Annotated in this window: 22 protein-coding genes; 7 read left to right on the forward strand and 15 right to left on the reverse strand. The window is 71.6% G+C overall.

Going from position 1 to position 21,244, the window contains the following annotated elements; translation table 11 throughout:
• Positions 1–9 precede the first annotated feature (9 nt).
• The 4 genes from ACFVJX_RS18790 to ACFVJX_RS18805 form a co-directional block, all read right to left on the reverse strand.
• Complete coding sequence (locus ACFVJX_RS18790) at positions 10–912, reverse strand: sigma-70 family RNA polymerase sigma factor (RefSeq protein WP_384129997.1); 903 nt, start codon at positions 910–912, stop codon at positions 10–12.
• 89 nt (positions 913–1,001) lie between these two features.
• Positions 1,002–1,973 (reverse strand): aldo/keto reductase, encoded by a 972-nt coding sequence (locus tag ACFVJX_RS18795; protein ID WP_384130000.1) that lies wholly within the window; start codon positions 1,971–1,973, stop codon positions 1,002–1,004.
• A gap of 65 nt (positions 1,974–2,038) precedes the next feature.
• Positions 2,039–3,466 carry an argininosuccinate lyase gene (gene argH / locus ACFVJX_RS18800; RefSeq protein ID WP_384130003.1) on the reverse strand — a complete coding sequence of 476 codons (1,428 nt, stop codon included), beginning with the start codon at positions 3,464–3,466 and terminating at the stop codon, positions 2,039–2,041.
• 88 nt (positions 3,467–3,554) lie between these two features.
• Entirely contained in the window at positions 3,555–4,748 is a 1,194-nt protein-coding gene (locus ACFVJX_RS18805) for an argininosuccinate synthase (RefSeq protein WP_384130005.1), read from the reverse strand.
• Between the two features lie 324 nt (positions 4,749–5,072).
• Here ACFVJX_RS18805 and ACFVJX_RS18810 point away from each other — a divergent pair, with 324 nt between their 5' ends.
• Complete coding sequence (locus ACFVJX_RS18810) at positions 5,073–5,666, forward strand: pyridoxamine 5'-phosphate oxidase family protein (RefSeq protein WP_384130008.1); 594 nt, start codon at positions 5,073–5,075, stop codon at positions 5,664–5,666.
• A 64-nt stretch (positions 5,667–5,730) separates the two neighbouring features.
• On the forward strand, positions 5,731–6,432 hold the full coding sequence (locus tag ACFVJX_RS18815) for a L,D-transpeptidase family protein (RefSeq protein ID WP_384130011.1): 702 nt from the start codon (positions 5,731–5,733) through the stop codon (positions 6,430–6,432).
• 3 nt (positions 6,433–6,435) lie between these two features.
• Here ACFVJX_RS18815 and ACFVJX_RS18820 read toward each other — a convergent pair whose 3' ends face one another.
• The 6 genes from ACFVJX_RS18820 to ACFVJX_RS18845 form a co-directional block, all read right to left on the reverse strand.
• Positions 6,436–6,972 (reverse strand): arginine repressor, encoded by a 537-nt coding sequence (locus ACFVJX_RS18820; RefSeq protein WP_384130014.1) that lies wholly within the window; start codon positions 6,970–6,972, stop codon positions 6,436–6,438.
• A 25-nt stretch (positions 6,973–6,997) separates the two neighbouring features.
• Complete coding sequence (locus ACFVJX_RS18825; protein WP_384130017.1) at positions 6,998–8,188, reverse strand: acetylornithine transaminase; 1,191 nt, start codon at positions 8,186–8,188, stop codon at positions 6,998–7,000.
• Positions 8,185–9,087, reverse strand: coding sequence for an acetylglutamate kinase (gene argB, locus ACFVJX_RS18830; protein WP_384130020.1), 903 nt, complete (start codon positions 9,085–9,087; stop codon positions 8,185–8,187). The genes ACFVJX_RS18825 and argB overlap by 4 nt, the downstream gene beginning before the upstream one ends.
• Entirely contained in the window at positions 9,084–10,238 is a 1,155-nt protein-coding gene (gene argJ / locus ACFVJX_RS18835) for a bifunctional glutamate N-acetyltransferase/amino-acid acetyltransferase ArgJ (RefSeq protein ID WP_384130023.1), read from the reverse strand. Before argJ ends, argB begins: the two co-directional genes overlap by 4 nt.
• Complete coding sequence (gene argC / locus ACFVJX_RS18840) at positions 10,235–11,263, reverse strand: N-acetyl-gamma-glutamyl-phosphate reductase (RefSeq protein ID WP_384130026.1); 1,029 nt, start codon at positions 11,261–11,263, stop codon at positions 10,235–10,237. The genes argJ and argC overlap by 4 nt, the downstream gene beginning before the upstream one ends.
• 149 nt (positions 11,264–11,412) lie before the next feature.
• On the reverse strand, positions 11,413–12,606 hold the full coding sequence (locus ACFVJX_RS18845) for an epoxide hydrolase (protein WP_384130029.1): 1,194 nt from the start codon (positions 12,604–12,606) through the stop codon (positions 11,413–11,415).
• A gap of 81 nt (positions 12,607–12,687) precedes the next feature.
• Here ACFVJX_RS18845 and ACFVJX_RS18850 point away from each other — a divergent pair, with 81 nt between their 5' ends.
• On the forward strand, positions 12,688–13,263 hold the full coding sequence (locus ACFVJX_RS18850; RefSeq protein ID WP_384130032.1) for a CGNR zinc finger domain-containing protein: 576 nt from the start codon (positions 12,688–12,690) through the stop codon (positions 13,261–13,263).
• Between the two features lie 176 nt (positions 13,264–13,439).
• Positions 13,440–13,727 carry a hypothetical protein gene (locus ACFVJX_RS18855; RefSeq protein ID WP_384130035.1) on the forward strand — a complete coding sequence of 96 codons (288 nt, stop codon included), beginning with the start codon at positions 13,440–13,442 and terminating at the stop codon, positions 13,725–13,727.
• 209 nt (positions 13,728–13,936) lie between these two features.
• On the opposite strand, the gene ACFVJX_RS18860 is transcribed toward ACFVJX_RS18855, so the two are convergent.
• Genes ACFVJX_RS18860 through ACFVJX_RS18875 form a run of 4 tightly spaced genes read right to left on the reverse strand, consistent with a single transcriptional unit; the run spans position 13,937 to position 17,609 of the window.
• Positions 13,937–14,854, reverse strand: a complete 918-nt coding sequence (locus ACFVJX_RS18860; RefSeq protein WP_384130038.1) for a GNAT family N-acetyltransferase — start codon at positions 14,852–14,854, stop codon at positions 13,937–13,939.
• Positions 14,855–14,914: 60 nt separating this feature from the next.
• A complete protein-coding gene (locus ACFVJX_RS18865) occupies positions 14,915–15,997 on the reverse strand; it encodes a pyridoxal-phosphate dependent enzyme (protein WP_384130041.1) in 1,083 nt (360 codons plus the stop codon).
• Positions 15,994–16,920 (reverse strand): alpha/beta fold hydrolase, encoded by a 927-nt coding sequence (locus ACFVJX_RS18870; protein WP_384130044.1) that lies wholly within the window; start codon positions 16,918–16,920, stop codon positions 15,994–15,996. The genes ACFVJX_RS18865 and ACFVJX_RS18870 overlap by 4 nt, the downstream gene beginning before the upstream one ends.
• A 56-nt stretch (positions 16,921–16,976) precedes the next feature.
• Positions 16,977–17,609: a TetR/AcrR family transcriptional regulator gene (locus ACFVJX_RS18875; RefSeq protein WP_384130047.1), complete on the reverse strand. Its 633-nt coding sequence runs from the start codon at positions 17,607–17,609 to the stop codon at positions 16,977–16,979.
• Positions 17,610–17,727: 118 nt separating this feature from the next.
• Between ACFVJX_RS18875 and ACFVJX_RS18880 the strand changes: the two genes are divergently transcribed.
• A complete protein-coding gene (locus ACFVJX_RS18880; RefSeq protein WP_384130049.1) occupies positions 17,728–18,690 on the forward strand; it encodes a zinc-binding dehydrogenase in 963 nt (320 codons plus the stop codon).
• 86 nt (positions 18,691–18,776) lie between these two features.
• Here ACFVJX_RS18880 and ACFVJX_RS18885 read toward each other — a convergent pair whose 3' ends face one another.
• A complete protein-coding gene (locus tag ACFVJX_RS18885) occupies positions 18,777–19,184 on the reverse strand; it encodes a winged helix-turn-helix transcriptional regulator (RefSeq protein ID WP_384130052.1) in 408 nt (135 codons plus the stop codon).
• A 104-nt stretch (positions 19,185–19,288) separates the two neighbouring features.
• Here ACFVJX_RS18885 and ACFVJX_RS18890 point away from each other — a divergent pair, with 104 nt between their 5' ends.
• Positions 19,289–20,206: an alpha/beta fold hydrolase gene (locus ACFVJX_RS18890; RefSeq protein WP_384130055.1), complete on the forward strand. Its 918-nt coding sequence runs from the start codon at positions 19,289–19,291 to the stop codon at positions 20,204–20,206.
• Between the two features lie 28 nt (positions 20,207–20,234).
• Complete coding sequence (locus ACFVJX_RS18895; RefSeq protein ID WP_384130058.1) at positions 20,235–21,191, forward strand: GlxA family transcriptional regulator; 957 nt, start codon at positions 20,235–20,237, stop codon at positions 21,189–21,191.
• Positions 21,192–21,244 lie beyond the last annotated feature (53 nt).

Here is a 21,244-nt window from a genome sequence, read left to right on the forward strand (position 1 = left end):
CGGTCCGTCTCAGTCGGCGAGGAGGGTCAGGTCGAGGCCGGGCAGCCGGGCCGGGTCGTAGATCACGAAGAGTTCGGTGACCTTCCCTCGCTCGATCGTGAACGTCATCACCGAGAAGCGCCGCCCGTCGCGCTCGCCGATGACGGCCGGCGCGCCGTCGACCAGCGCGAACCTCGCCGACCTGGAGAACGGCGCGAACATGATCGCGCGCCCGGCCACGTTCGCGGCCCCGCGCACCAGCGTGGGGGGCTCGGTGGCGCTGCCGTCGGAGCGGACCACGACATCGGGGTCGAGCACGGCGACGAGCGCGTCGAAGTCCCCGTCGCGGGCGGCGGCCAGGAAGGCGTCGACGACCTCACGGCGGCGGGCCGCCCCCGGGTCGGGCACCGGGTCGACACCCCGCACCCGGCGGCGGGCCCGGCTGGCGAGCTGCCGGGCGGCGGCGGGGGTACGGTCCACGACGCGGGCGATCTCGTCGAAGGGCACGGCGAACATGTCGTGCAGCACGAAGGCGAGCCGCTCGGCCGGGTCGAGCGTCTCGAGCACGACGAGCATCGCGAGGCCCACCGAGTCGGCGATCAGCGCCTGCTGCTCCGGGTCGCTGCCGAGCGGCGGGCCCTGCGACGTGTCGGGTACAGGCGGGCCCGGCTCCGCGGCCGCCCCGGTGTCCAGGGGCTCCTCACGGCGGGCCCGGCGTGAGCGCAGCATGTCCAGGCAGACCCGCCCGACCACGGTCGTCAGCCAGCCGGACAGGTTGTCGATCGCCTTCCCGTCCGACCGGCCGAGCCGGATCCATGCTTCCTGGACCGCGTCCTCCGCCTCGCTCGCGGAGCCGAGCATCCGGTAGGCCACGGCCCTGAGATGCGTCCGGTTCGCCTCGAAGCGTGCCGCCAGGAACTCGGTCTCGTCCACAGTCGTCCTCCTGCGTCATGTGCCGTCACAGCACTGACGCGGCAAACCCCTCCGATGTGACCGCCGTGCCCCAGCGGATCGCGGGGGGCTCAGCTCCAGGGCAGCGACGCCCGGTGCCGCCAGTACGCCTCCGGCTCCTCCACCAGGGCGTCCAGCCGGGCCCGCCGTTCGTCGTCGAGGTCCAGGACGGCCGCGTGGAGGTTGCCCGCCAGCTGGGTGACGGTCGCGGCGCCGGAGAGCACGACCCCGGCCCACGGCTGGTGCAGCACCAGCGCCAGGGCGACCGCGTCGCTGCCCAGCCCCTCCTCGGTGGCGATCTCCCGCACCACGGCCGGGGCCTCCGTGCCCGCGAGCCGTCCGTTGGCCATGGCCTCCTTGACGATCACGGTGAGTCCGGCGGCGTGGGCCTCGGCCAGCGCCGGTCCGGCCGAGGTCTCCAGCGCGTTGTAGGTGGCCTGGACGGTACGGAAGAGGGGTTCGCCGTCGACCGTGACGGCGAGGGCGGCCCGGATCGCGTCGGCCTGCGCGGGTCCGCTGGTGGAGAGGCCGACACTGACCCCCTCGGCGGCGAGCGCGGCGAGCCGGGCCTGCAGCTCCTTGTCGGTCAGGGCGGGGCTGTCCGCGGTGACGGAGTGGATCTGGTAGAGGTCGAGCCGGTCTCCGAGCAGTGCGGCGGTCTCGGCACGCTGACGCTCGTAGGTGGCGAGGCTGTGGTCCTTGACCTCGTGCGCCTCGGCGTCGACACTCCAGTCCGCGGTGTAGGTGTAGCCCCATTTGCTCCCGATGACGACGTCACGCACCTCGGGCCGGGCCGTCAGCCAGTCGGCGAGGAACTCCTCGGAGAGGCCGTACGAGCGGGCCGCGTCGAAGTAGCGGACGCCCTGGGCGTAGGCGGCGTCGAGCAGTTCGTACGTGCGGGCGCGCAGCGCGTCGACGCTGCGCTCGCCCGGCAGGTCGCGGTCACGGTGGAGATTGATGTAGCCGGGCCTGCCGACCGCTGCCAGACCCAGCCCGATGTGGGCGGTCGGGGTGGTCGCTGCGGTCAGTCGTGCGAACGGCATCGCGGGCTCCTCGTCGTCGGCAGGAATCTCGACTACCCCCAACGTAGCCCGCGATGCCCGTCCGGCTACTTACGGGCCGCCGCCCAGGCGTGCTGCGTCGCGAGGTCCGACTTGACCTCGGCCAGCTGGACGGCGACCGCGGAGGGCGCGGTGCCACCGCGGCCGCTGCGGGAGGCCAGTGCGCCGGCCACGTCGAGGACCGTGCGGACCTCCGGGGTGAGGTGCTCGGAGATCTTGGCGAACTGCTCGTCGGTCAGCTCGTCGAGCTCGATGCCGTGCCGCTCGCACTCCTTGACGCAACTGCCCGCGACCTCGTGGGCGACCCGGAACGGCACGCCCTGCTTGACCAGCCACTCGGCGATGTCGGTGGCGAGCGAGAAGCCGGCCGGGGCCAGCTCCTCCATGCGCTCCCGGTTGACGGTGAGCGTGGCCATCATGCCGGTGAAGGCGGGCAGCAGGACCTCGAGCTGGTCGCAGGAGTCGAAGACCGGCTCCTTGTCCTCCTGGAGATCGCGGTTGTACGCGAGCGGCAGGGCCTTGAGCGTGGCCATCAGTCCGGTGAGGTTGCCGATGAGCCGTCCCGACTTGCCCCGGGCCAGTTCGGCGATGTCGGGGTTCTTCTTCTGCGGCATGATCGAGGAGCCGGTGGAGAAGGCGTCGTGCAGGGTGACGAAGGAGAACTCCTTCGTGTTCCAGATGATGATCTCCTCGGCGATCCTGGAGAGGTTGACGCCGATCATCGCGGTGACGAACGCGAACTCGGCGACGAAGTCCCGCGAGGCCGTGCCGTCGATGGAGTTGGCCACCGAACCGCGCTCGAAGCCGAGGTCGGCCGCGACCGCCTCCGGGTCCAGACCGAGCGAGGAACCGGCGAGTGCGCCCGAGCCGTACGGGGACACGGCGGTCCGCTCGTCCCACTGGCGCAGCCGCTCGGCGTCCCGGGACAGGGACTGCACATGGGCCAGGACGTGGTGGGCGAAGAGCACCGGCTGGGCGTGCTGGAGGTGTGTACGGCCGGGCATGGCCACGTCCGGGTGGGCCTCGGCGAGGCCGACCAGGGCGTCCTGCAGCTCGGCGACGAGTCCGCCGATGATCCGGGCGTGGTCGCGCAGGTACATCCGGAAGAGCGTGGCGATCTGGTCGTTGCGGGAGCGTCCGGCCCGCAGCTTTCCGCCGAGATCGGGGCCGAGCCGCTCCAGCAGGCCGCGCTCCAGCGCGGTGTGGACGTCCTCGTCGGCGACCGTGCCGGTGAACGAGCCGTCGGCGACATCCGCCTCCAGCTGGTCGAGGCCGGCGGTCATCCGCTTCAGCTCGTCCTCGGTGAGCAGCCCCGCCTTGTTGAGGACGCGCGCGTGGGCCCGGGAGCCGGCGATGTCGTACGGCGCCAGGCGCCAGTCGAAGTGGACGGACGCGGACAGCCTGGCCAGCGCCTCGGCCGGGCCGTCGGCGAAACGGGCGCCCCAGAGACGTACGTCGCTGTTGCCGTTGCTCACTGCGTGCTCCTCGGAAGAACAAGGGGGTGGATGTGCGACCGCCTCCCCGCGCGGGCGGCCGGGGAGGCGGTGACGTAACGGGGAGGGGTCAGACCAGGTCACGCTTGGCCGCGATCTTCGACGAGAGGCCGAAGATCTCGATGAAGCCCTGCGCCCCGGACTGGTCGAAGGTGTCGCCGGAGTCGTAGGTGGCGAGGTTGAAGTCGTACAGCGACTCGCTCGACCTGCGGCCGGTGACGACGGCCCGGCCGGCGTGCAGGGTCATCCGGATGTCGCCGGTGACGTGCTGGTTGGCCTCGTTGATGAAGCCGTCCAGTGCGCGCTTGAGCGGGGAGAACCACAGGCCGTCGTAGACCATCTCGCCCCAGCGCTGCTCGACCTGCCGCTTGTAGCGGGCCAGTTCGCGCTCGACGGTGACGTTCTCCAGCTCCTGGTGGGCGGTGATCAGCGCGATCGCGCCCGGTGCCTCGTACACCTCACGGGACTTGATGCCCACGAGCCGGTCCTCGACCATGTCGATCCGGCCGATGCCCTGGCCGCCGGCCCGCTCGTTGAGCTGCTGGATGGCCTGGAGCACGGTGACGGGCCTGCCGTCGACGGCGACCGGCACCCCCGCCTCGAAGGAGATGACGACCTCGTCGGCCTCGCGCGGGGTGGCCGGGTCCGCGGTGTACTCGTAGATGTCCTCGATCGGCGCGTTCCAGATGTCCTCCAGGAAGCCCGTCTCCACGGCGCGTCCGAAGACGTTCTGGTCGATGGAGTACGGGGACTTCTTGGTGGTCGCGATCGGGAGGTTCTTCTCCTCGCAGAAGGCGATCGCCTTGTCCCGGGTCATGGCGTAGTCACGGACCGGGGCGATGCACTTCAGGTCGGGGCCGAGCGCGGAGATCCCTGCCTCGAAGCGGACCTGGTCGTCGCCCTTGCCGGTGCAGCCGTGGGCGACCACCGTGGCACCGTGCTTGTCCGCGGCGGCGACCAGGTGCTTGACGATGGCCGGACGGGACAGGGCGGAGACCAGCGGGTAGCGGTCCATGTAGAGGGCGTTGGCCTTGATCGCCTGGAGGCAGTACTCCTCGGCGAACTCGTCCTTCGCGTCCGCGACCTCGGCCTCGACCGCACCGCAGGCGAGCGCGCGCTTGCGGATGACGTCCAGGTCCTCGCCGCCCTGGCCGACGTCCACCGCGACGGCGATGACCTCGGCGCCCGTCTCCTCGGCGATCCAGCCGATGGCGACTGAGGTGTCCAGACCGCCCGAGTAGGCGAGTACGACGCGCTCGGTCACGGGTTTCTCCTTACGGTCCAATCGCTGACAGGTATAATTATGCGTTCCTCCGTATGCTTTGTCAAAGCCGCAGGTGACAGGCCGCCGGAGATGGCCCCGGGGGCGAACAGCGCGTGGTCGGGACGCCCTCTCCGCGTCTGACCTCGGCCGCCGTCCTTGCGTGGGAGTCACACCGATTGCTGCCGGCACCCGACCGGGCGGCGGCGGAACGCCCGCGTCCGGTGCGGGTGGCTGCCCAGCGGCTGCCGCGGCCGGCCGGCCGCGCCTGTCCCAGCCAATGAAATACCCCTGCCCGCCGGGGGTCCGGGGCAGATACTCGAACGCATGGGAAAGACGTACGAACGCATCGACGGGCGGCTGCGGACCTTCATCGAGGAGCAGCACATCTTTTTCACGGCGACCGCGCCGCTTGACGGCGACGGCACGGTGAACCTCTCCCCCAAGGGCGTCAGCGGCTCCTTCGTGGTGCTCGACGAGCTTCGGGTGGCGTACCTGGACTTCGCCGGGAGCAGCGCCGAGACGATCGCGCACCTCCGCGAGAACGGCCGGATCACCCTGATGTGGTGCGCCTTCCAGGGGCCGCCGAACATCGTGCGGGTGCACGGCAGCGGGGAGGCGGTCTTCCGGGACGACCCCCGATTCGCCGGGCTCCTCGGCCGGTTCGGCGAGGTCGACCACACCCTGCACGGGCTGCGGGCGATCATCGTGGTGTCGGCCGAACTGATCCGGGACAGCTGCGGATACGCGGTCCCCTTCATGTCGTACGACGAGGACCGGCCCCTGCACGCCAGCCGCTTCTCGCGCGATGACGACGCCTCGCTCAGCGCCTACTTCGAGAAGAAGGAGCACATCGCCACCAGCCTCGACGGGCTGCCGGGGTTGCCGCTCCCGCTGCCCGCGATGCCGCCCGCGCGGTGAGCTGTTGGGCCGTACGGAGCAGGCGCGCAGGTGGTGCCGCACGGGCCGGATTACGGTCCGGGACATGCGCAGATGCCTGGTGGCCTGTTCGGTCCTGCTCGTCCTCACCGCCCTCACCGGGGCCCGGCCCCCGGCGGACCAGCCGCTGCCGCAGCGGCTGGCCGACACGGGTGGCGGCAGCCAGCTGATCACCGCCGAGGCCTCCGTCACAGGGGCCACCACGGGCACGGTCACCTGGTGGAGCCTGCGCTCCGGGCGGTGGGTGGCGGCCGGTTCGGCGCCGGCCCGCTTCGGGGCGAACGGACTGACCGAGGGCGCCTCGCGCGAGCAGGGCACCGACACCACGCCCACCGGGCTGTACGACCTGCCGTACGCCTTCGGGGTGAAGGCGGCCCCGCCCGGCACCCGTTACCCGTACCGCCGGGTCCACGAGGGCTCGTGGTGGTGCCAGGACAACGCGGCGCGTGCGTACAACCGGTGGGTCGAGCCGCGACCCGCCGACTGCCGGGCGACCGAGGCCGAACACCTGATCACGTATCCGTCGCAGTACGCCCGGGCGCTGGTCGTGGGGTTCAACTACCACCGGCCCGTACGCGGCCGGGGAGCCGGCATCTTCCTGCATGTCAACGGGGAAGGCGCGACCGCCGGTTGTGTCTCCGTACCGGCGGCCGCGATGGACCGGATTCTCGCCTGGGCCGATCCGGTCCGCCGTCCGCACCTCGCGATCGGGACCGGTTCGGGCCCGACCGCGATCACCCGCTACTGACCTTCAGCGGTCGTTCTGTGCGAGCCGCAGCAGGTGGTCGGCGAGGGCCTGGCCGCCCGCCGGGTCGCGGCTGATCAGCATCAGTGTGTCGTCCCCGGCGATGGTGCCGAGGATGTCGTGCAGTTCGGCCTGGTCGATGGACGAGGCGAGGAACTGGGCGGCGCCCGGCGGTGTGCGCAGCACGACGAGGTTGGCCGAGGCCTCCGCCGAGATGAGCAGTTCGGCGGAGAGGCGCCGCATCCGCTCCTCCTTCGCGGAGCCGCCGAGCGGTGCGTGCGGGGTACGGAATCCGCCCTCGCTCGGCACCGCGTAGATCAGCTCGCCGCCGGTGTTGCGGATCTTCACCGCACCCAGTTCGTCCAGATCCCGGGAGAGCGTGGCCTGGGTGACGCTCAGCCCGTCGTCCGCGAGGAGCTTGGCCAGCTGGCTCTGCGAGCGCACCGGCTGCCGGTTCAGGATGTCCACGATCCGGCGGTGGCGGGCTGTGCGGGTCTGCGGCACGGACGGCCCGCCGTGCTCGGTTTCCTGCGCCTCGGTCATCGTCGTCGCCTCATTCTCCGGGACGTCATTCCCCGGATCGTCCGTATGCCGCGTCGAGTGCGCCGGGCAGCGCCTGAAGGAACGTGTCCACCTCCGCGTCACCGATGATCAGTGGCGGCATCAGCCGTACGACATCGGGTGCGGGTGCGTTCACCAGGAGGCCGGCTCCCTGAGCCGCCTGCTGCACCTGGGGTGCGAGGGGCTCGGTGAGCACGATACCCAGCAGCAGGCCGGAGCCCCGGACATGGGAGACCAGGGGGTGTCCCAGACCCTCGACGCCCTCCCGGATCCGCTCGCCCAGCCGCTTCACGTCGTCCAGCGCGCCGTCGGCCGCCAGGGTGTCCAGGACCGCGAGACCGGCGGCGCAGGCGACCGGGTTGCCGCCGAACGTCGAGCCGTGGTGCCCGGGTTCCAGCAGGTCGGCGGCAGCGCCGAAGGCCACCGTGGCGCCGATCGGAAGGCCGCCGCCGAGCCCCTTGGCGAGGGTGACCACATCGGGCTCCACGCCCTGGTGCTGTTGGTGCTCGAACCAGGTGCCGCACCGGCCGATCCCCGTCTGCACCTCGTCGAGCACGAGGAGGGTGCCGGTGGCGCGGGTGATCTCCCGGGCCGCTTCCAGGTATCCCCTGGGCGGGACGATCACACCGTTCTCGCCCTGCATCGGCTCGATGACCAGGAGCGCGGTTTCGGTGGTCACGGCGGCCCGGAGCGCCTCGGCGTCCCCGTACGGGACGTGGGTGACGTCACCGGGCAGCGGGACGAAGGGCTCGCGCTTCTTCGGCTGGCCGGTGAGCGCGAGTGCGCCCATGGTCCGGCCGTGGAAACCGCCGTCGGTGGCGACCATGTGGGTCCGCCCGGTCAGCCGGCCGATCTTGAACGCGGCCTCGTTGGCCTCGGCACCCGAGTTGGAGAAGTAGACCCTGCCGGGGCGGCCGAAGAGCTGGAGGAGCCGTTCGGCGAGCGCGACGGGCGGCTCGGCGATGAAGAGGTTGGAGACATGGCCGAGCGAGGCGATCTGGGTGGAGACGGCCTCGACGACGGCGGGGTGGCCGTGGCCCAGCGCGTTGACCGCGATACCGCCGACGAAGTCGAGGTAGCGGGTGCCGTCGGCGTCGTGGACGTACGCGCCCGATCCGCTGACGAGGGACAGCTTCGGGGTGCCGTAGTTGTCCATCAGCGCGGCCTGCCAGCGCTGCGAGAGCTCGGCGTTGGTCATGCTTCCCCCTGTGCGTCGGGCACGACCATCGTGCCGATTCCCTCGTCGGTGAAGATCTCCAGCAGGATCGAGTGCTGGACCCGGCCGTCGATGACCCGGGCGGTCTCGACGCCGTTGCGCACGGCGTGCAGACAGCCCTGCATCTTCGGCACCATGCCGCTGGAGAGTTCCGGCAGGAGCTTCTCCAGTTCGGTGGCGGTGAGACGGCTGATCACGTCGTCGCTGTTGGGCCAGTCCTCGTAGAGGCCCTCGACGTCGGTGAGGACCATCAGCGTCTCCGCGCCCAGCGCGGCGGCGAGCGCGGCGGCCGCGGTGTCGGCGTTGACGTTGTAGACGTGGTTGTCGTCGGCGGAGCGGGCGATGGAGGAGACGACCGGGATGCGGCCGTCGTCCAGCAGTGCCTGGATGGCTCCGGTGTCGATCGCGGTGATCTCGCCGACCCGGCCGATGTCGACGAGTTCTCCGTCGATGGTGGGCCGGTGCTGGGTCGCGGTGATGGTGTGGGCGTCCTCGCCGGTCATGCCGACGGCGAGCGGTCCGTGCTCGTTGAGCAGGCCGACGAGCTCGCGCTGCACCTGTCCGGCGAGCACCATCCGGACGACGTCCATCGCCTCGGGCGTGGTGACGCGCAGACCGGCCTTGAACTCGCTGACCAGGCCCTGCTTGTCGAGCTGGGCGCTGATCTGCGGGCCGCCGCCGTGCACGACGACGGGCTTGAGGCCGGCGTGCCGCAGGAAGACGACGTCCTGGGCGAAGGCCGCCTTCAGCTCCTCGTCGATCATGGCGTTGCCGCCGAACTTGATGACGACGGTCTTGCCGTTGTGCCGGGTCAGCCAGGGCAGCGCCTCGATGAGGATCTGCGCCTTCGGGAGTGCGGTGTGCTTCCGCGCGGTGGTCATGAGCTGTACGCGCTGTTCTCGTGGACGTAGTCCGCGGTGAGGTCGTTGGCCCAGATGACGGCCGACTCGGTGCCCGCGGCGAGGTCTGCGGTGATCCTGACCTCCCGGTAGCGCATGTCGACGAGTTCGCGGTCCTCGCCGACGCCGCCGCCCTTGCAGACCCAGACGTCGTTGATGGCCACGTTCAGCCGGTCCGGCTCGAAGGCCGCCTTCGTCGTGCCGATCGCGGAGAGCACCCGGCCCCAGTTGGGGTCCTCGCCGTGGATGGCGCACTTGAGGAGGTTGTTACGGGCGATGGAGCGGCCCACCTCCACGGCGTCGTCCTCGGTCGCGGCGTTGACGACCTCGATCCGGATGTCCTTGGACGCACCCTCGGCGTCACCGATCAGCTGACGGGCCAGGTCGTCGCAGACGGTGCGGACGGCCTCGGCGAACTCCGCCCGTTCCGGGGTGATCCCGCTCGCGCCCGAGGCCAGCAGCAGCACGGTGTCGTTGGTGGACATGCAGCCGTCGGAGTCGACCCGGTCGAACGTGGTGCGGGTGGCGTCACGCAGTGCGGAGTCGAGTACAGCGGCGTCCACGTCGGCGTCGGTGGTGAGCACGACGAGCATGGTGGCGAGGCCGGGGGCGAGCATGCCCGCGCCCTTGGCCATCCCGCCGACGGTCCAGCCCTCGCCGCCGGCGACGGCGGTCTTGTGCACGGTGTCGGTGGTCTTGATCGCGATGGCGGCCTTCTCGCCGCCGTGCTCGCTCAGCGCCTCCGCCGCCTTCTCGATGCCCGGCAGCAGCTTGTCCATGGGGAGCAGCAGACCGATGAGCCCGGTCGATGCGACCGCGATCTCACCGGCGCTGTGGCCCTTGAGCACCTCGGCCGCCTTCTCGGCGGTGGCGTGGGTGTCCTGGAAGCCCTGCGGTCCCGTACAGGCGTTGGCTCCGCCGGAGTTGAGGACGACGGCGGTCACCTCGCCGCCCTTGAGGACCTGCTCCGACCAGAGGACGGGGGCGGCCTTGACACGGTTGGAGGTGAAGACGCCCGCGGCGGCGCGACGCGGACCGTTGTTGACCACGAGGGCCAGGTCCGGGTTACCGCTGTCCTTGATTCCGGCGGCGATGCCCGCCGCCGAGAATCCCTGTGCTGCCGTGACGCTCACGGTGCGACTCCGATCGTGGAAAGACCTGTGTCCTCGGGAAGTCCGAGGGCGATGTTCATGCTCTGCAGGGCGCCGCCCGCGGTGCCCTTGGCGAGGTTGTCGATGGCGCTGATGACGACGATCCGGCCGGCCGCCTCGTCGAACGCGACCTGGATCTGTACGGCGTTGGAGCCGTACACGGCGGCGGTCGCGGGCCACTGTCCCTCGGGCAGCAGATCGACGAACGGCTCGTCCGCGAAGGCCCTCTCGTACGCGCCGCGCAGCACATCGGCGCTGACGCCCGGCTTCGCCTTCGCGCTGCACGTGGCGAGGATGCCCCGGGGCATCGGGGCGAGGGTCGGCGTGAAGGAGACGGTGACCCGCTCCCCCGCCGCGGCGCTGAGGTTCTGGATCATCTCGGGCGTGTGCCGGTGGACACCGCCGACGCCGTACGGCGACATGTTGCCCATCACCTCGGAGCCGAGCAGGTGCGGCTTGGCCGCCTTGCCCGCGCCGGAGGTCCCGGAGGCGGCGACGATCACGGCCTCGGGCTCGGCGAGCTGGGCGGCGTACGCCGGGAAGAGCGCGAGCGAGACGGCGGTGGGGTAGCAGCCCGGCACCGCGATACGCTTGCTCCCCGCCAGCCCGGCCCGCCCACCGGGCAGCTCGGGCAGGCCGTACGGCCAGGTCCCCGCGTGCGGCGAGGCGTAGAACTTCTCCCAGTCCGCGGCGTTCTCGAGCCGGAAGTCGGCCCCCATGTCCACCACGAGCACCTCGTCACCGAGCTGCTCCGCCACGGCGGCGGACTGCCCGTGCGGCAGCGCGAGGAAGACCACGTCGTGCCCGGCGAGCACCTCGGCCGTGGTCGGCTGGAGCACCCGCCCGGCGAGCGGCCTCAGGTGCGGCTGCAAGCCCCCGAGCGGCTGACCCGCGTTGGAGTTCGCGGTGAGGGCCCCGATCTCGACCTCCGGGTGAACCAGCAGAAGGCGGAGCAGCTCCCCGCCGGCGTATCCACTCGCCCCTGCCACCGCTGCACGTACCACCATCGAAAGCCTCCTCGTCGATGGCATGACTATACGCAGCGTCGCAGTTTTATGCAAAGAATGGGTCGGGGCGCACCTCGGCGGGCCGTGACCGGGCTTTCAGGCGCCACATGAGCACACGCGACGGAACGGCGAATCGACCGCCGGCCGGATCAGACGACCGGTCGCGATGGACCGGGGCCGGCGGCCAGCACTGCCGCGAGGCCCTCCTGGAGGTCTTTGACGAAGTACTCGGGGACCTCCAGCGACGGGAAGTGTCCCCCGGTCTCGGGTGACCTCCAGCGCACGATCCGGCGGTACCGCTCCTGCGCCCAGGTGCGCGGGCTCTTCTCGATGTCGCGCGGGTACATGGTGATCGCCGACGGGACGTCGACCCGAAGTGCGGGGTCGAGCGAGTTGTGGCTCTCGTAGTAGATGCGGGCCGCCGACGCGCCGGTCCGCGTCAGCCAGTACAGGGTGACGTCATCGAGAACACGGTCCCTGGAAATCGTCTCGAACGGGCTGTCTTCGGTGTCCGACCACTCGGCGAACTTGTCGAGGATCCAGGCGAGAAGGCCGACCGGTGAGTCGACGAGTGAATAGCCGATGGTCTGCGGCCGGGTCGCCTGCTGCTTCGCGTACGCCGCGCGGTGGCGCCAGAAATCGCGGGTCTCCTCGGTCCACCGGCGCTCGACCGCCGTCAGCCCGTCCGTCGGCAGTCCGGGCGGCGCCTGAGCGAACGTGGTGTGGATGCCGAGAACGTGCGCCGGGAACCTGCCGCCGAGGACCGTGGTGATATTGCCTCCCCAGTCGCCGCCGTGGGCCAGGAACCTGCTGTAGCCGAGCCTTCCCATCAGTTCGACCCATGCGGCCGCGATCCTTTCGGTGCCCCACCCGGTGGTGGCCGGCTTGTCGCTGTATCCGAAGCCCGGCAGCGACGGGACCACGACGTGGAACGCCGGCGCGTCCGCGCTCCTCGGGTCCGCCAGCTCCTCCACCACATCGGTGAACTCGGCGATGCTGCCGGGCCAGCCGTGCGTCAGGACCAGCGGAGTGGCGTCCACGCGCGCGGATCGGCGGTGCAGGAAGTGGATTCCCAGACCGTCGACGGTCGTGCGGAACTGGCCGATCCGGTCGAGGCGGTCCTCGAAGGACCGCCAGTCGTACCCGGTGCGCCAGTAGTTCACGACGTCTACGAGGTCGGCGAGAGGAACGCCCTGCCCCCACCGGCGAGGGCCGGGCGCGGCGCCATGGACCGTCTCGGCCTCCGGCAGTCGCGCCGCGGCGAGTCGCGCGCGCAGATCGTCGAGGTCGGCGTCACTCGCGCGGGTTTCGAATGCTTGCACGTCGCTGGTCGGACGGGGCATGAGACCTCCTGGCTTCACGGAACCGGCTAAGACGGTTCTAACAGCTTCCTGAGCCACGCCGCAACCGGCTATGGTGGTTCCATGCGCGCCGGCTTCCCTGACTTCCGCCTCGGCTCGGTGCTGGCGACCAGCTTCACGGGCACACTGTCGGAGCGTCGCGGCGACACCGTGGAGCGCGTCCCCGTGCCTCGGCGACTCCTCGACTGGCTGGCCGTGTACGGCCTTGCCGTGGACTCCTGCACCACCGCCCAGCTCGGCGTCGCCCGGGAACTGAGGGAGTCGATCCACGCCGCCGCGACAGCGGCGGCGCTCGGTGAGGACCTCCCCGCACCCGCGGTCCACGTCATCAATGACCGCAGTGCTCAGGGTCGGGCCGCGGCCGTCCTGACGCCCGAGGGCGAGCGGCGGTGGCAGCTCGGCCCGCCCTCCTGCGTGGAAGACGCCCTCAGCGTGATCGCCGCCGACGCGATCGGTGTCATCTCGGGCGAACGAGACGGAAGACTGGCCCTGTGTGCCTCACCGACCTGCCGAGCCGCGTTCTTCGACACCAGCCGGAGTCGCACCCGGAGATGGTGCGACATGAACACGTGCGGCAATCGCCAGAAGAAGGCCCGCTTCAACGCCAACCAGCGCAAGACCCCCGGATCGGCGGGGTGACGGTCGCCCCGGCGGACCCGAGCCGGTCCCATGCCCACGGGCCCGTCCCTCACGTCGGGCGAGCCCGACGACGCCAAAGGGCCCGTATCGGGTCGTGATCAGGCAAGCCCGCCGCACGAGCCGGTGCGTGAGCAGGTGGCGGAGGCCTGCGGGGACTCGCGTGAGAGCATCCCTGCATGAGCGGCGACCTGGAAGTGAGTGCTCTGGCGATCAATGTCACGATCCCGCAGGCGCTCCGCTGGACGGACACCCGACGCGGCGAGGCGTTCACGCTCACCACACTCAACGTCCGGCTCCTCCCGGACGGCAGCCTCGCCGCGAAGGCCTATGGCCGGCCCGTCGGTGGTGGTCGGGGCGCGTACGTCTCGTTCCCGGTCCCCGACAGCCCCGAACTGGCGTCCCTGGTCGCCGACGCCGCCGACCGCGCCGGGCGGTTGTGGGCCGCCCATCGCGGTCTCGGCTGAGCCCGGTTCGGCCCCATGACGGACGATGGCGGTCCCCGAGTTCACCGAGGCTGCCACCACCGCCCCGGCGGAAGCCGCCGTGCCGGGCACCGGCATTCATCCTGACCGTGGGCCAGGCAGCAGACAGCCCGCAGTTCGTCCCCGTTCCGAGGAAACCGCCTCGCCGGGCCGCACAGCTGAGTCCATGATCCGCGAGCCGAAGTTCTCGGTCACGAGCCCGCGGTACGGGGAAGCCCGATGGAGCGGCTCTCCTCCACGACCCGGTAGCCGGCACTCGTGTACAGGTTCATCGCCACCTCGTTGCCGCCCCACACGGTGAACATCAGCACCGAGTCGCCGGCCGCGAGCGTCGCCCGTTCACCGGCGGCCATCGCGGCCCGCCCGTAGCCCTTGCCTCGGAACCGCTCCTCGATGTGCAGCGAGTAGCCGTACGTGGCACCCGGGAGGTGCCTGTGCTTCAGCCAGCCGGTGCCGATCGGCTCCCCCGCCGCCTCGAGGACCAGGAACGTGTTGTCGGGCGTCGACAGGCCCTCGGGGATCAGCTTCGCGAAGTCCTCCTCGGACTTGCGCGCGGCCTCCTCCGGGCCGAGGGCCCCCGACCGGACGATGTCGCCGGTGTACGCGGCCTTCTCCGCAGCGGCCCAGCCGGGATATTCGGCCTCGGTCATCGGCCGCGCGGTCACGCCGTCCACCGGCTCGGGCGCGGAGCCGATGCGCCGGGCCCTGAGCTGGCCGTGGACGTCGTACGCGTCGAACAGCTCACCGGCGGGCCCGGTGAGCTTTATGTGCACCCGGTGCGCACCGCGCTCCGCGCACCATTGCTCGGCCCAGTCCAGGGCGGTCCGCTCGTGGCCGCGGCCGGCGTGCTCCGGATGGATGACGAGATCGCCGATGCGTCCCGAGGGAGCCGCGTCGTCGCCCTTCACGGACACCGCGACGTGGCCCACCCGGGTCCCGGCCTCCGAGATCCCGACGACGGTCCAGTCGCGGAGGTAACCGCGTACGTCGTCGAGCAGGCGCTCGGCCGCGGCGCCGGCGAGCCCGGCCGCCAGGTGCGAGGCGGTCAGCCGCCGCTCGAAGTCCTGCTGCCAACCCGCGCTGTCGCCAAGGACGTTGAATTCTGTCATCCGATCACACTAGCCAGGTCGTCACGCGCCTGGACGAGTGGTTTCGGCCGCCCGCGACCGTCACCCGGGCGTCCAGTCCCCGGTGCGGGCGAACCGCTCGACGGCGGCCTCGTACGGTGTCGGGTCGAGTCCCCGCTCGCGCGCCCACGCCGGGTCGAGATGGGTGTTCCGGTACGGACCCGCGCCGTCCCCGATGACGGTGACGACGCTCCCCCGCACCCCCGCCTCACGCATCCGTGCCACGAGATGGCACATCCCCCAGAGACTGGTGCCCGTCGCCGGTCCGGCTTCGATCCCGGCGGCCGTGCGCAGCCACCGGACGGCCGCGAGGGACGCCGCGTCCGGTACCGGGATCATCAGGTCGATCAGCGCCGGGCGGAAGCCGGGCTCGGTGCGGGGACGGCCGATGCCCGGTATCCGCGACGGCATCCCCGTGGCGTAGTCGGCCCACCCGCCGGCCCACGCGGGGAAGTAGGCGGAGTTCTCCGGGTCCACGACGGCCAGCCGGGTCGGATGGCCGTGCCGCCGCAGGTGGCGTCCGATCGCCGCCGAGGTCGCGCCGGTACCGGCGCCTGTGACGATCCACGCGGGTACCGGATGCGGCTCCCCGCCCAGCTGCACGAAGATCTCGTCGGCGACCGTCGGCTCACCGCATCCCGCGACCGCGCGCTCCGCGTCGGTGAAGTGGTCCAGGAAGTGGCCCCCTGTCCGCTCGGCCAGTGCCCGCGCCTCCGCCTGGGCAGCGGCCGGCGGCTGCACGCCCTTCTGCCACCGTCCGCCCTCCGCCTCGATCCTGGCCAGGACGTCCGCAGGGGTCTTCGCCGGTACGACCGCGGTGAATTCCAGCCCCAGCAGCCTCGCGAACCGGGCTCCGGCGACGGCGACCGCCCCGCTCGTGGCCGCGGTCACCGGGGTGTCCGCCCCGATGGCACCGTTGGCGACCGCCTCGCAGTACATCGCCCGTACCAGGCGGTACTTCGTACTGCCGGTGGGATGCGCCGACTCGTCCTTGAGATAGATGTCGATGTCCGGGACGCCTGGCAGCGAAAGCGCACGCAGGGGCGTCGGCACCAGGTGCGCGCTGTCCTCCCGCACTCGCCGGATCGCTTCCGCGGCCCATGCGTTGGGGTGTCGCGTCGTCATGACGGGACCCTACGGCTTCGCGCGGTGCCGCCGGAGCCGGGTTCCGGCCCGGTTCTCGTGACCGCGGGTCGGGCCAGGAAGCCGGTGAGGGCGTCGAGCCAGGCCCGGGGCCGGTCGATGTGTGCCATGTGCCCTGCCCCTTCGATGATCACGGCGCGCGCCGAAGGGATCAGTCCGGCCGCCTCCTCGGCCAGGGCTGCGGGAAACGTCATGTCCTGCCTGCCGTGGAGCAGGAGCAGCGGCAGGCCGAGGGCCGCCAGCCGTTGGGCGGCGTCGTCGGGCCTGGGCTCCGGAAGGATCCCGGCCCGCCAGGGTCTCAGCCACTCACCGGAGAAGTGGACGGCCGCCATGCGGTCCAGGTAGTCGGGCAGCGCCTCCGCTCTCCAGACGTTCGCCGGCGCCGAGGCGACGGCGGCCGCCCGGGTGAGGTCCGCCCCGGCGAGTGTCGGGTCGGACCACACGGCGGCTTCCGCGGCCCGCCGTTCGGTACGTTCGCCCCAGCCGTCGAAGGCGTTCGCCGGCACGGGCAGGACGCTGCTGGACGCGATGACCAGACTGCGGACCCGTTCCGGCGCGGCTAGCGCGAGCCGTTGGGCGATCAGCCCTCCGTAGGAGAACCCGAGCACGTCGGCCTGTTCGACCGCCAGAGCGTCCAGCAGGGCCGTGAGATCGCCGGCTGCCGCGGCCGGCGTGTACTGCTCGTCCGCCAGACCACGGGTCGAGCGGCCACAGCCACGCAGGTCGGGCAGCACCACGTGGTGACGGCCGGTCAGCCGGTCGAGAGGCTCCCGCAGATAGGTGTGGTCCCAGTCGGGCCCGCCGTGGATCACGAGCAGGGTGCGCTCATGGGGAACCGTGCTCCGGGCCACGAAGAGCTCGACGGCCGGCTCGGCGGACACGGATACGGCGCTCGTGGCGAACATCGCGCCAGTCTTCCAGCACCCTGCGCTCCGCGAACGGGCCACCCGGTCGGTCTCGGTCAGGCGCTCTCCGGTGCCGTGGATGCCAGCGGGGCCGCCGGTGGCAGCGGTGCGTGTTGCGGGCAGGCCTCGAACGCCTGGATCACGATGGCCGCGAAGCGCCGGGAGGCCGTGATCCGGGTGGCGGCCGACGCGGAGTGGATCCCCTTGTTCGCCATCAGGACGAGAATGAGGTCGTCCAGCACGAAGTCCGGCCGCAGGTGCCCCGATTCCCTGGCCCGCCCGGCCAGTTCGGCGACCGCCTTCAGCGTGTACGTACGGCTCTCCACGACGTCCGTCTCCCCCGGGAAGGCCGAGAGGAACGCCTCGGTGAAACCGCGGTCGCGTGCGTGCAGCTCACAGATCTTCTCGATGACCAGGCGGAAGCCGCGCCACGGATCGGGATCCGCGCACCCCTCCTCGACGATCTCGCGACAGGCGCGCATCTGGTCGGCGAAGGCCTCCGTGACCAGCACCTGCTTGGTCGGGAAGCGGCGGTAGAGGGTGGCGGGGCCCACTCCGGCGCGCCGGGCGATCTCCCGCATCGGCACGTTCAGGCCGTCGGTGGAGAACAGCGCCCGCGCCGCGTCGAGGATGCGGTCACGGTTGTCCAGCGCGTCGGCGCGCAGGGTCCGAGGCAAACGGTCGGTCATCACTCTCACTTCAGCCAAGTGGACGGGGGCGTCCACTACCTTCGCAAGCGTAGGCGCCGCACAGGGAACAGGCACCGAGCACGGCCGAGCCGGATCGGTGCGAGAACGTGGAGACGAAATGAAAGCGATCACGATCCAGACGTACGGAGGCCCCGAAGGACTGGCCGTCGTCGACCTGCCGGAGCCCTCGCCGGCTGCCGGAGAGGTGGTCATCGCCACCGAGGCGGTGGGCGTCGGGGGCGTCGACACCGTGATCCGGAGCGGGGCGCTGGCCTCCTACGGCTTCGAGAAGGGATTCATCCCGGGCAACGAGGTGGCGGGCACCGTGACCGCGGTGGGGGACGGCGTCGACGCGTCGTGGACCGGTCGTCGGGTGTGGGCCTTCACCGGTACCGGCGGGGGCTACGTCGAACAGGCCGTCGCGCCGGTCGAGGAGATCATTCCCCTGCCGGACAACCTGACCGCCGCCGCCGCGGTGACGCTCGGCAGTTCCGGCGCGGTGGCCCACTTCGGGCTGCGGCACGCCCATTTCGCCCCCGGGGAAGCGGTGCTGGTTCGTGGCGCTGCGGGCAGCATCGGGATCATGGCCGTACAGCTCGCGGCCCGGGGAGGTGCGGGCGCGGTGGCCGTGACGACGTCGTCGGCCGGGCGCGGCGAGCGGCTGCGCGGGCTCGGTGCGACCCATGTGCTGGACCGCTCGGGTGCGGGAGGCGACGGGGCACCCGCGGACTACGACGTGATCATCGACGTGGTGGCCGGTGCGGACATGGCGTCCTTCTTCGACAGGCTGCGCCCGAACGGCCGCATGGTGGCCGTGGGCGCGGTCGCGGGCCGGCCGCCGGCGGACTTCGGTACGCGGATGATGGCGGCTTTCCAGAAATCGATGTCCTTCGCGACCTTCAGCGCGGCCACGGTGTCCGGGGCCGGCCTGCGTGCCGTGCGGCGCGATCACTTCGCGGCGGCGGGCCGCGGCGAGATCGCAGCGGTGGTGCACGAGGTGCTGCCGCTGGACGAAGCGGTGCTGGCGCACCGGAAGATGGACGCGGGCGAGGTGTTCGGCAGGATCGTGCTGACGCCTTAGCCCGCCGGCACCTTTCCTGTCGTCCGTCCCGGAACCGCCTGCCGCACACCTATCTGTCGTCCGTCCCGGAACCACCTGCCGCACGCTCACGAGGAGGCGGCGCCCGCGTCGCTCTCCTGGTTGGCGCGGTCGATCTCGGCCATGTGTTCCTCGGCCCAGGCGCGCACCATGGCCAGCGGTTCCTCCAGGGACAGGCCGAGCGTGGTGAGCCGGTAGTACACGCGTGGCGGCACCGTCGGCTCCACCCGGCGGTCGGCCAGGCCGTCGCGGGTCAGGCCCTGGAGGGTGACGGACAGCATCTTCTGCGAGACGCCGGGCATCCTGCGCCGCAGCTCCGCGAAGCGGACCTCCTCCGGAGACGCCTCCGCCAGCACTTTGACGGCCATCGACATCCACTTCGTGCCAATCCGGTCGAGCAGGCTGCGGGTCGGGCACTTGGGGTCGAACAGATCTCCGCGATTTCCCTGCGGGGACCGTTGCGCCGAGGAGGTCACCTGGAGCTCACCACCTGAGGGAGAAGTGCCGTCTTGGCACGTCCGGTCTGGTTACCTATCGTTTTGTAGTAACCAATAGTAACCACCTCGGCCCTGGAGTTCACATGTCCGTCCCGACGAGTCCCAGCAGCCGCCCGTCCGGCACCGAGCTCCGGCGGGTCACGGCCAACGGCGTCGAGCTCAACGTGGCCGTCGCCGGAGAGGGACCGGCCGTCCTGCTGCTGCACGGCTTCCCGCACACCTGGCAGCTGTGGACCCACGTCATGGACGGGCTGTCGGACCGGTTCCGGGTCATCGCGCCTGATCTGCGTGGCTTCGGGGCGAGCGCCCGGGCGGTGGACGGCGACGACGCGGGCACGCTCGCGACGGACGCCGAAGCCCTGCTCCACGCCCTCGGCGAGACCTCCGCGGCCGTCGTCGGCATCGACGCCGGTACGCCGCCCGCTTTTCTGCTGGCCATGCGCCGCCCCGGTCTCGTCCGGCAGCTGGTGGTCATGGAGTCGCTGCTGGGCAGGCTGCCGGGCGCCGAGGAATTCCTCGCAGGCGGGCCGCCCTGGTGGTTCGGCTTCCACAGTGAGCCGGGTCTCGCCGAGTCCGTACTCACCGGGCACGAGGCCCGGTACATCGACTGGTTCCTCGACGCCGGAACCCTCGGGCAGGGAGTGGACCCCGCCGTCCGCGCGGCCTTCCTCGACGCCTATACCGGCAGCGAGGCCCTGCGGTGCGCGTTCTCGTACTACCGCGCGCTGCCGTCGAGCGCCGGGCAGATCCGGGACGCCGTCGGTACGGGCCGGCTGACCGTGCCCACCATGGCCATCGGTGCCCGGCCCGTCGGCAGGGCGCTCGAACAGCAGCTGCGGCCGGTGGCGGACCGCCTCGTCGGCCACCTCATCGAGGACTGCGGGCACATCATTCCGTTGCACCGCCCCGACGAACTGCTGCGCCTGCTGGAACCGTTCCTCGCCCCGGCCGGAGCGACGTCAGCCGGAGGGACGTCCACCGGAGCGACGTCCGCCGGGTGAGCCCCGCTGCCGCGTACTCTCGACTCCCATGCCAGCCACCCGCCTGCATCGCGTCGCGGTCCTCGTACTCGAAGGCGCGAAGCCCCTCGACGTCGGCATCCCCGCGCAGGTCTTCACGACCCGCGCGAGCATGCCGTACGAGGTACGGGTGTGCGGCGCGGCACCCGGTCCCGTGGCCGGCGGCGACGGGCTGTCGTACTACGTCACCCACGGGCTCGACGCGCTCGGATGGGCCGACATCGTCTACCTGCCCGGCTACCGGCACCCCGACCGTGACGACCCGCCACGACCCGTCATCGACGCCCTGATCGCCGCGCACGACCGGGGCGCGCGCCTCGCCGCCATCTCGACCGGTGCCTTCGCCCTCGCCGCCACCGGCCTCCTCGACGGCCGCCGCGCCACGACGCACTGGCACTACACCCGGGCGCTCGCGGCGAAGTATCCGCTCGTCCGGGTCGACGAGAACGTCCTGTTCGTCGACGAGGGCGGCGTGCTGACATCGGCGGGCGCCGCTTCGGGCATCGACCTGTGTCTGCACGTGCTGCGCGGCGACCTCGGCGTGGCCGCGTCCAACTACGCGGCCAGGCGCCTGGTCGCGGCGCCCTACCGCAGCGGCGGCCAGGCCCAGTACGTGCCGCGCAGTGTGCCCGAGCCGCTCGGCGAACGGTTCGCCGCCACCCGCGAGTGGGCGCTGCACCGGCTCGGTGAATCCCTCACCCTGGACGCGCTCGCCCGGCACGCGGCGGTCTCGCCGCGCACCTTCTCACGGCGTTTCGCCGAGGACACCGGCTACACCCCGATGCAGTGGGTCATGCGGGCCCGCATCGACGTGGCCCGTGAGCTGCTCGAACGGTCGGAGCTGGGCGTCGAGCAGATCGCCGCCGATGTCGGCCTCGGCACCGGAGCCAATCTGCGGCTGCACTTCCAGCGCATCCTCGGCACCACACCGAGCGAGTACCGGCGCACCTTCGCCCGGGGCGAGTAGCGCCGGGTGGGCGGCCCAAGGCGGGCTGGCGAGATCCTTACGGACCATGGCGA

The sequence above is a fragment of the Streptomyces sp. NPDC127177 genome, assembly GCF_042672475.1.
In the GTDB taxonomy this organism is placed as follows: domain Bacteria; phylum Actinomycetota; class Actinomycetes; order Streptomycetales; family Streptomycetaceae; genus Streptomyces.

Bases quoted from the DNA above. Each gene is read 5' to 3' on its own strand.
- ACFVJX_RS18795 (WP_384130000.1), bottom strand. From the start codon at position 1,973: ATGCCGTTCGCACGACTGACCGCAGCGACCACCCCGACCGCCCACATC.
- ACFVJX_RS18810 (WP_384130008.1), top strand. From the start codon at position 5,073: ATGGGAAAGACGTACGAACGCATCGACGGGCGGCTGCGGACCTTCATC.
- ACFVJX_RS18815 (WP_384130011.1), top strand. From the start codon at position 5,731: ATGCGCAGATGCCTGGTGGCCTGTTCGGTCCTGCTCGTCCTCACCGCC.
- ACFVJX_RS18820 (WP_384130014.1), bottom strand. From the start codon at position 6,972: ATGACCGAGGCGCAGGAAACCGAGCACGGCGGGCCGTCCGTGCCGCAG.
- ACFVJX_RS18825 (WP_384130017.1), bottom strand. From the start codon at position 8,188: ATGACCAACGCCGAGCTCTCGCAGCGCTGGCAGGCCGCGCTGATGGAC.
- argB (WP_384130020.1), bottom strand. From the start codon at position 9,087: ATGACCACCGCGCGGAAGCACACCGCACTCCCGAAGGCGCAGATCCTC.
- argC (WP_384130026.1), bottom strand. From the start codon at position 11,263: ATGGTGGTACGTGCAGCGGTGGCAGGGGCGAGTGGATACGCCGGCGGG.
- ACFVJX_RS18845 (WP_384130029.1), bottom strand. From the start codon at position 12,606: ATGCCCCGTCCGACCAGCGACGTGCAAGCATTCGAAACCCGCGCGAGT.
- ACFVJX_RS18850 (WP_384130032.1), top strand. From the start codon at position 12,688: ATGCGCGCCGGCTTCCCTGACTTCCGCCTCGGCTCGGTGCTGGCGACC.
- ACFVJX_RS18855 (WP_384130035.1), top strand. From the start codon at position 13,440: ATGAGCGGCGACCTGGAAGTGAGTGCTCTGGCGATCAATGTCACGATC.
- ACFVJX_RS18860 (WP_384130038.1), bottom strand. From the start codon at position 14,854: ATGACAGAATTCAACGTCCTTGGCGACAGCGCGGGTTGGCAGCAGGAC.
- ACFVJX_RS18865 (WP_384130041.1), bottom strand. From the start codon at position 15,997: ATGACGACGCGACACCCCAACGCATGGGCCGCGGAAGCGATCCGGCGA.
- ACFVJX_RS18870 (WP_384130044.1), bottom strand. From the start codon at position 16,920: ATGTTCGCCACGAGCGCCGTATCCGTGTCCGCCGAGCCGGCCGTCGAG.
- ACFVJX_RS18875 (WP_384130047.1), bottom strand. From the start codon at position 17,609: ATGACCGACCGTTTGCCTCGGACCCTGCGCGCCGACGCGCTGGACAAC.
- ACFVJX_RS18880 (WP_384130049.1), top strand. From the start codon at position 17,728: ATGAAAGCGATCACGATCCAGACGTACGGAGGCCCCGAAGGACTGGCC.
- ACFVJX_RS18890 (WP_384130055.1), top strand. From the start codon at position 19,289: ATGTCCGTCCCGACGAGTCCCAGCAGCCGCCCGTCCGGCACCGAGCTC.
- ACFVJX_RS18895 (WP_384130058.1), top strand. From the start codon at position 20,235: ATGCCAGCCACCCGCCTGCATCGCGTCGCGGTCCTCGTACTCGAAGGC.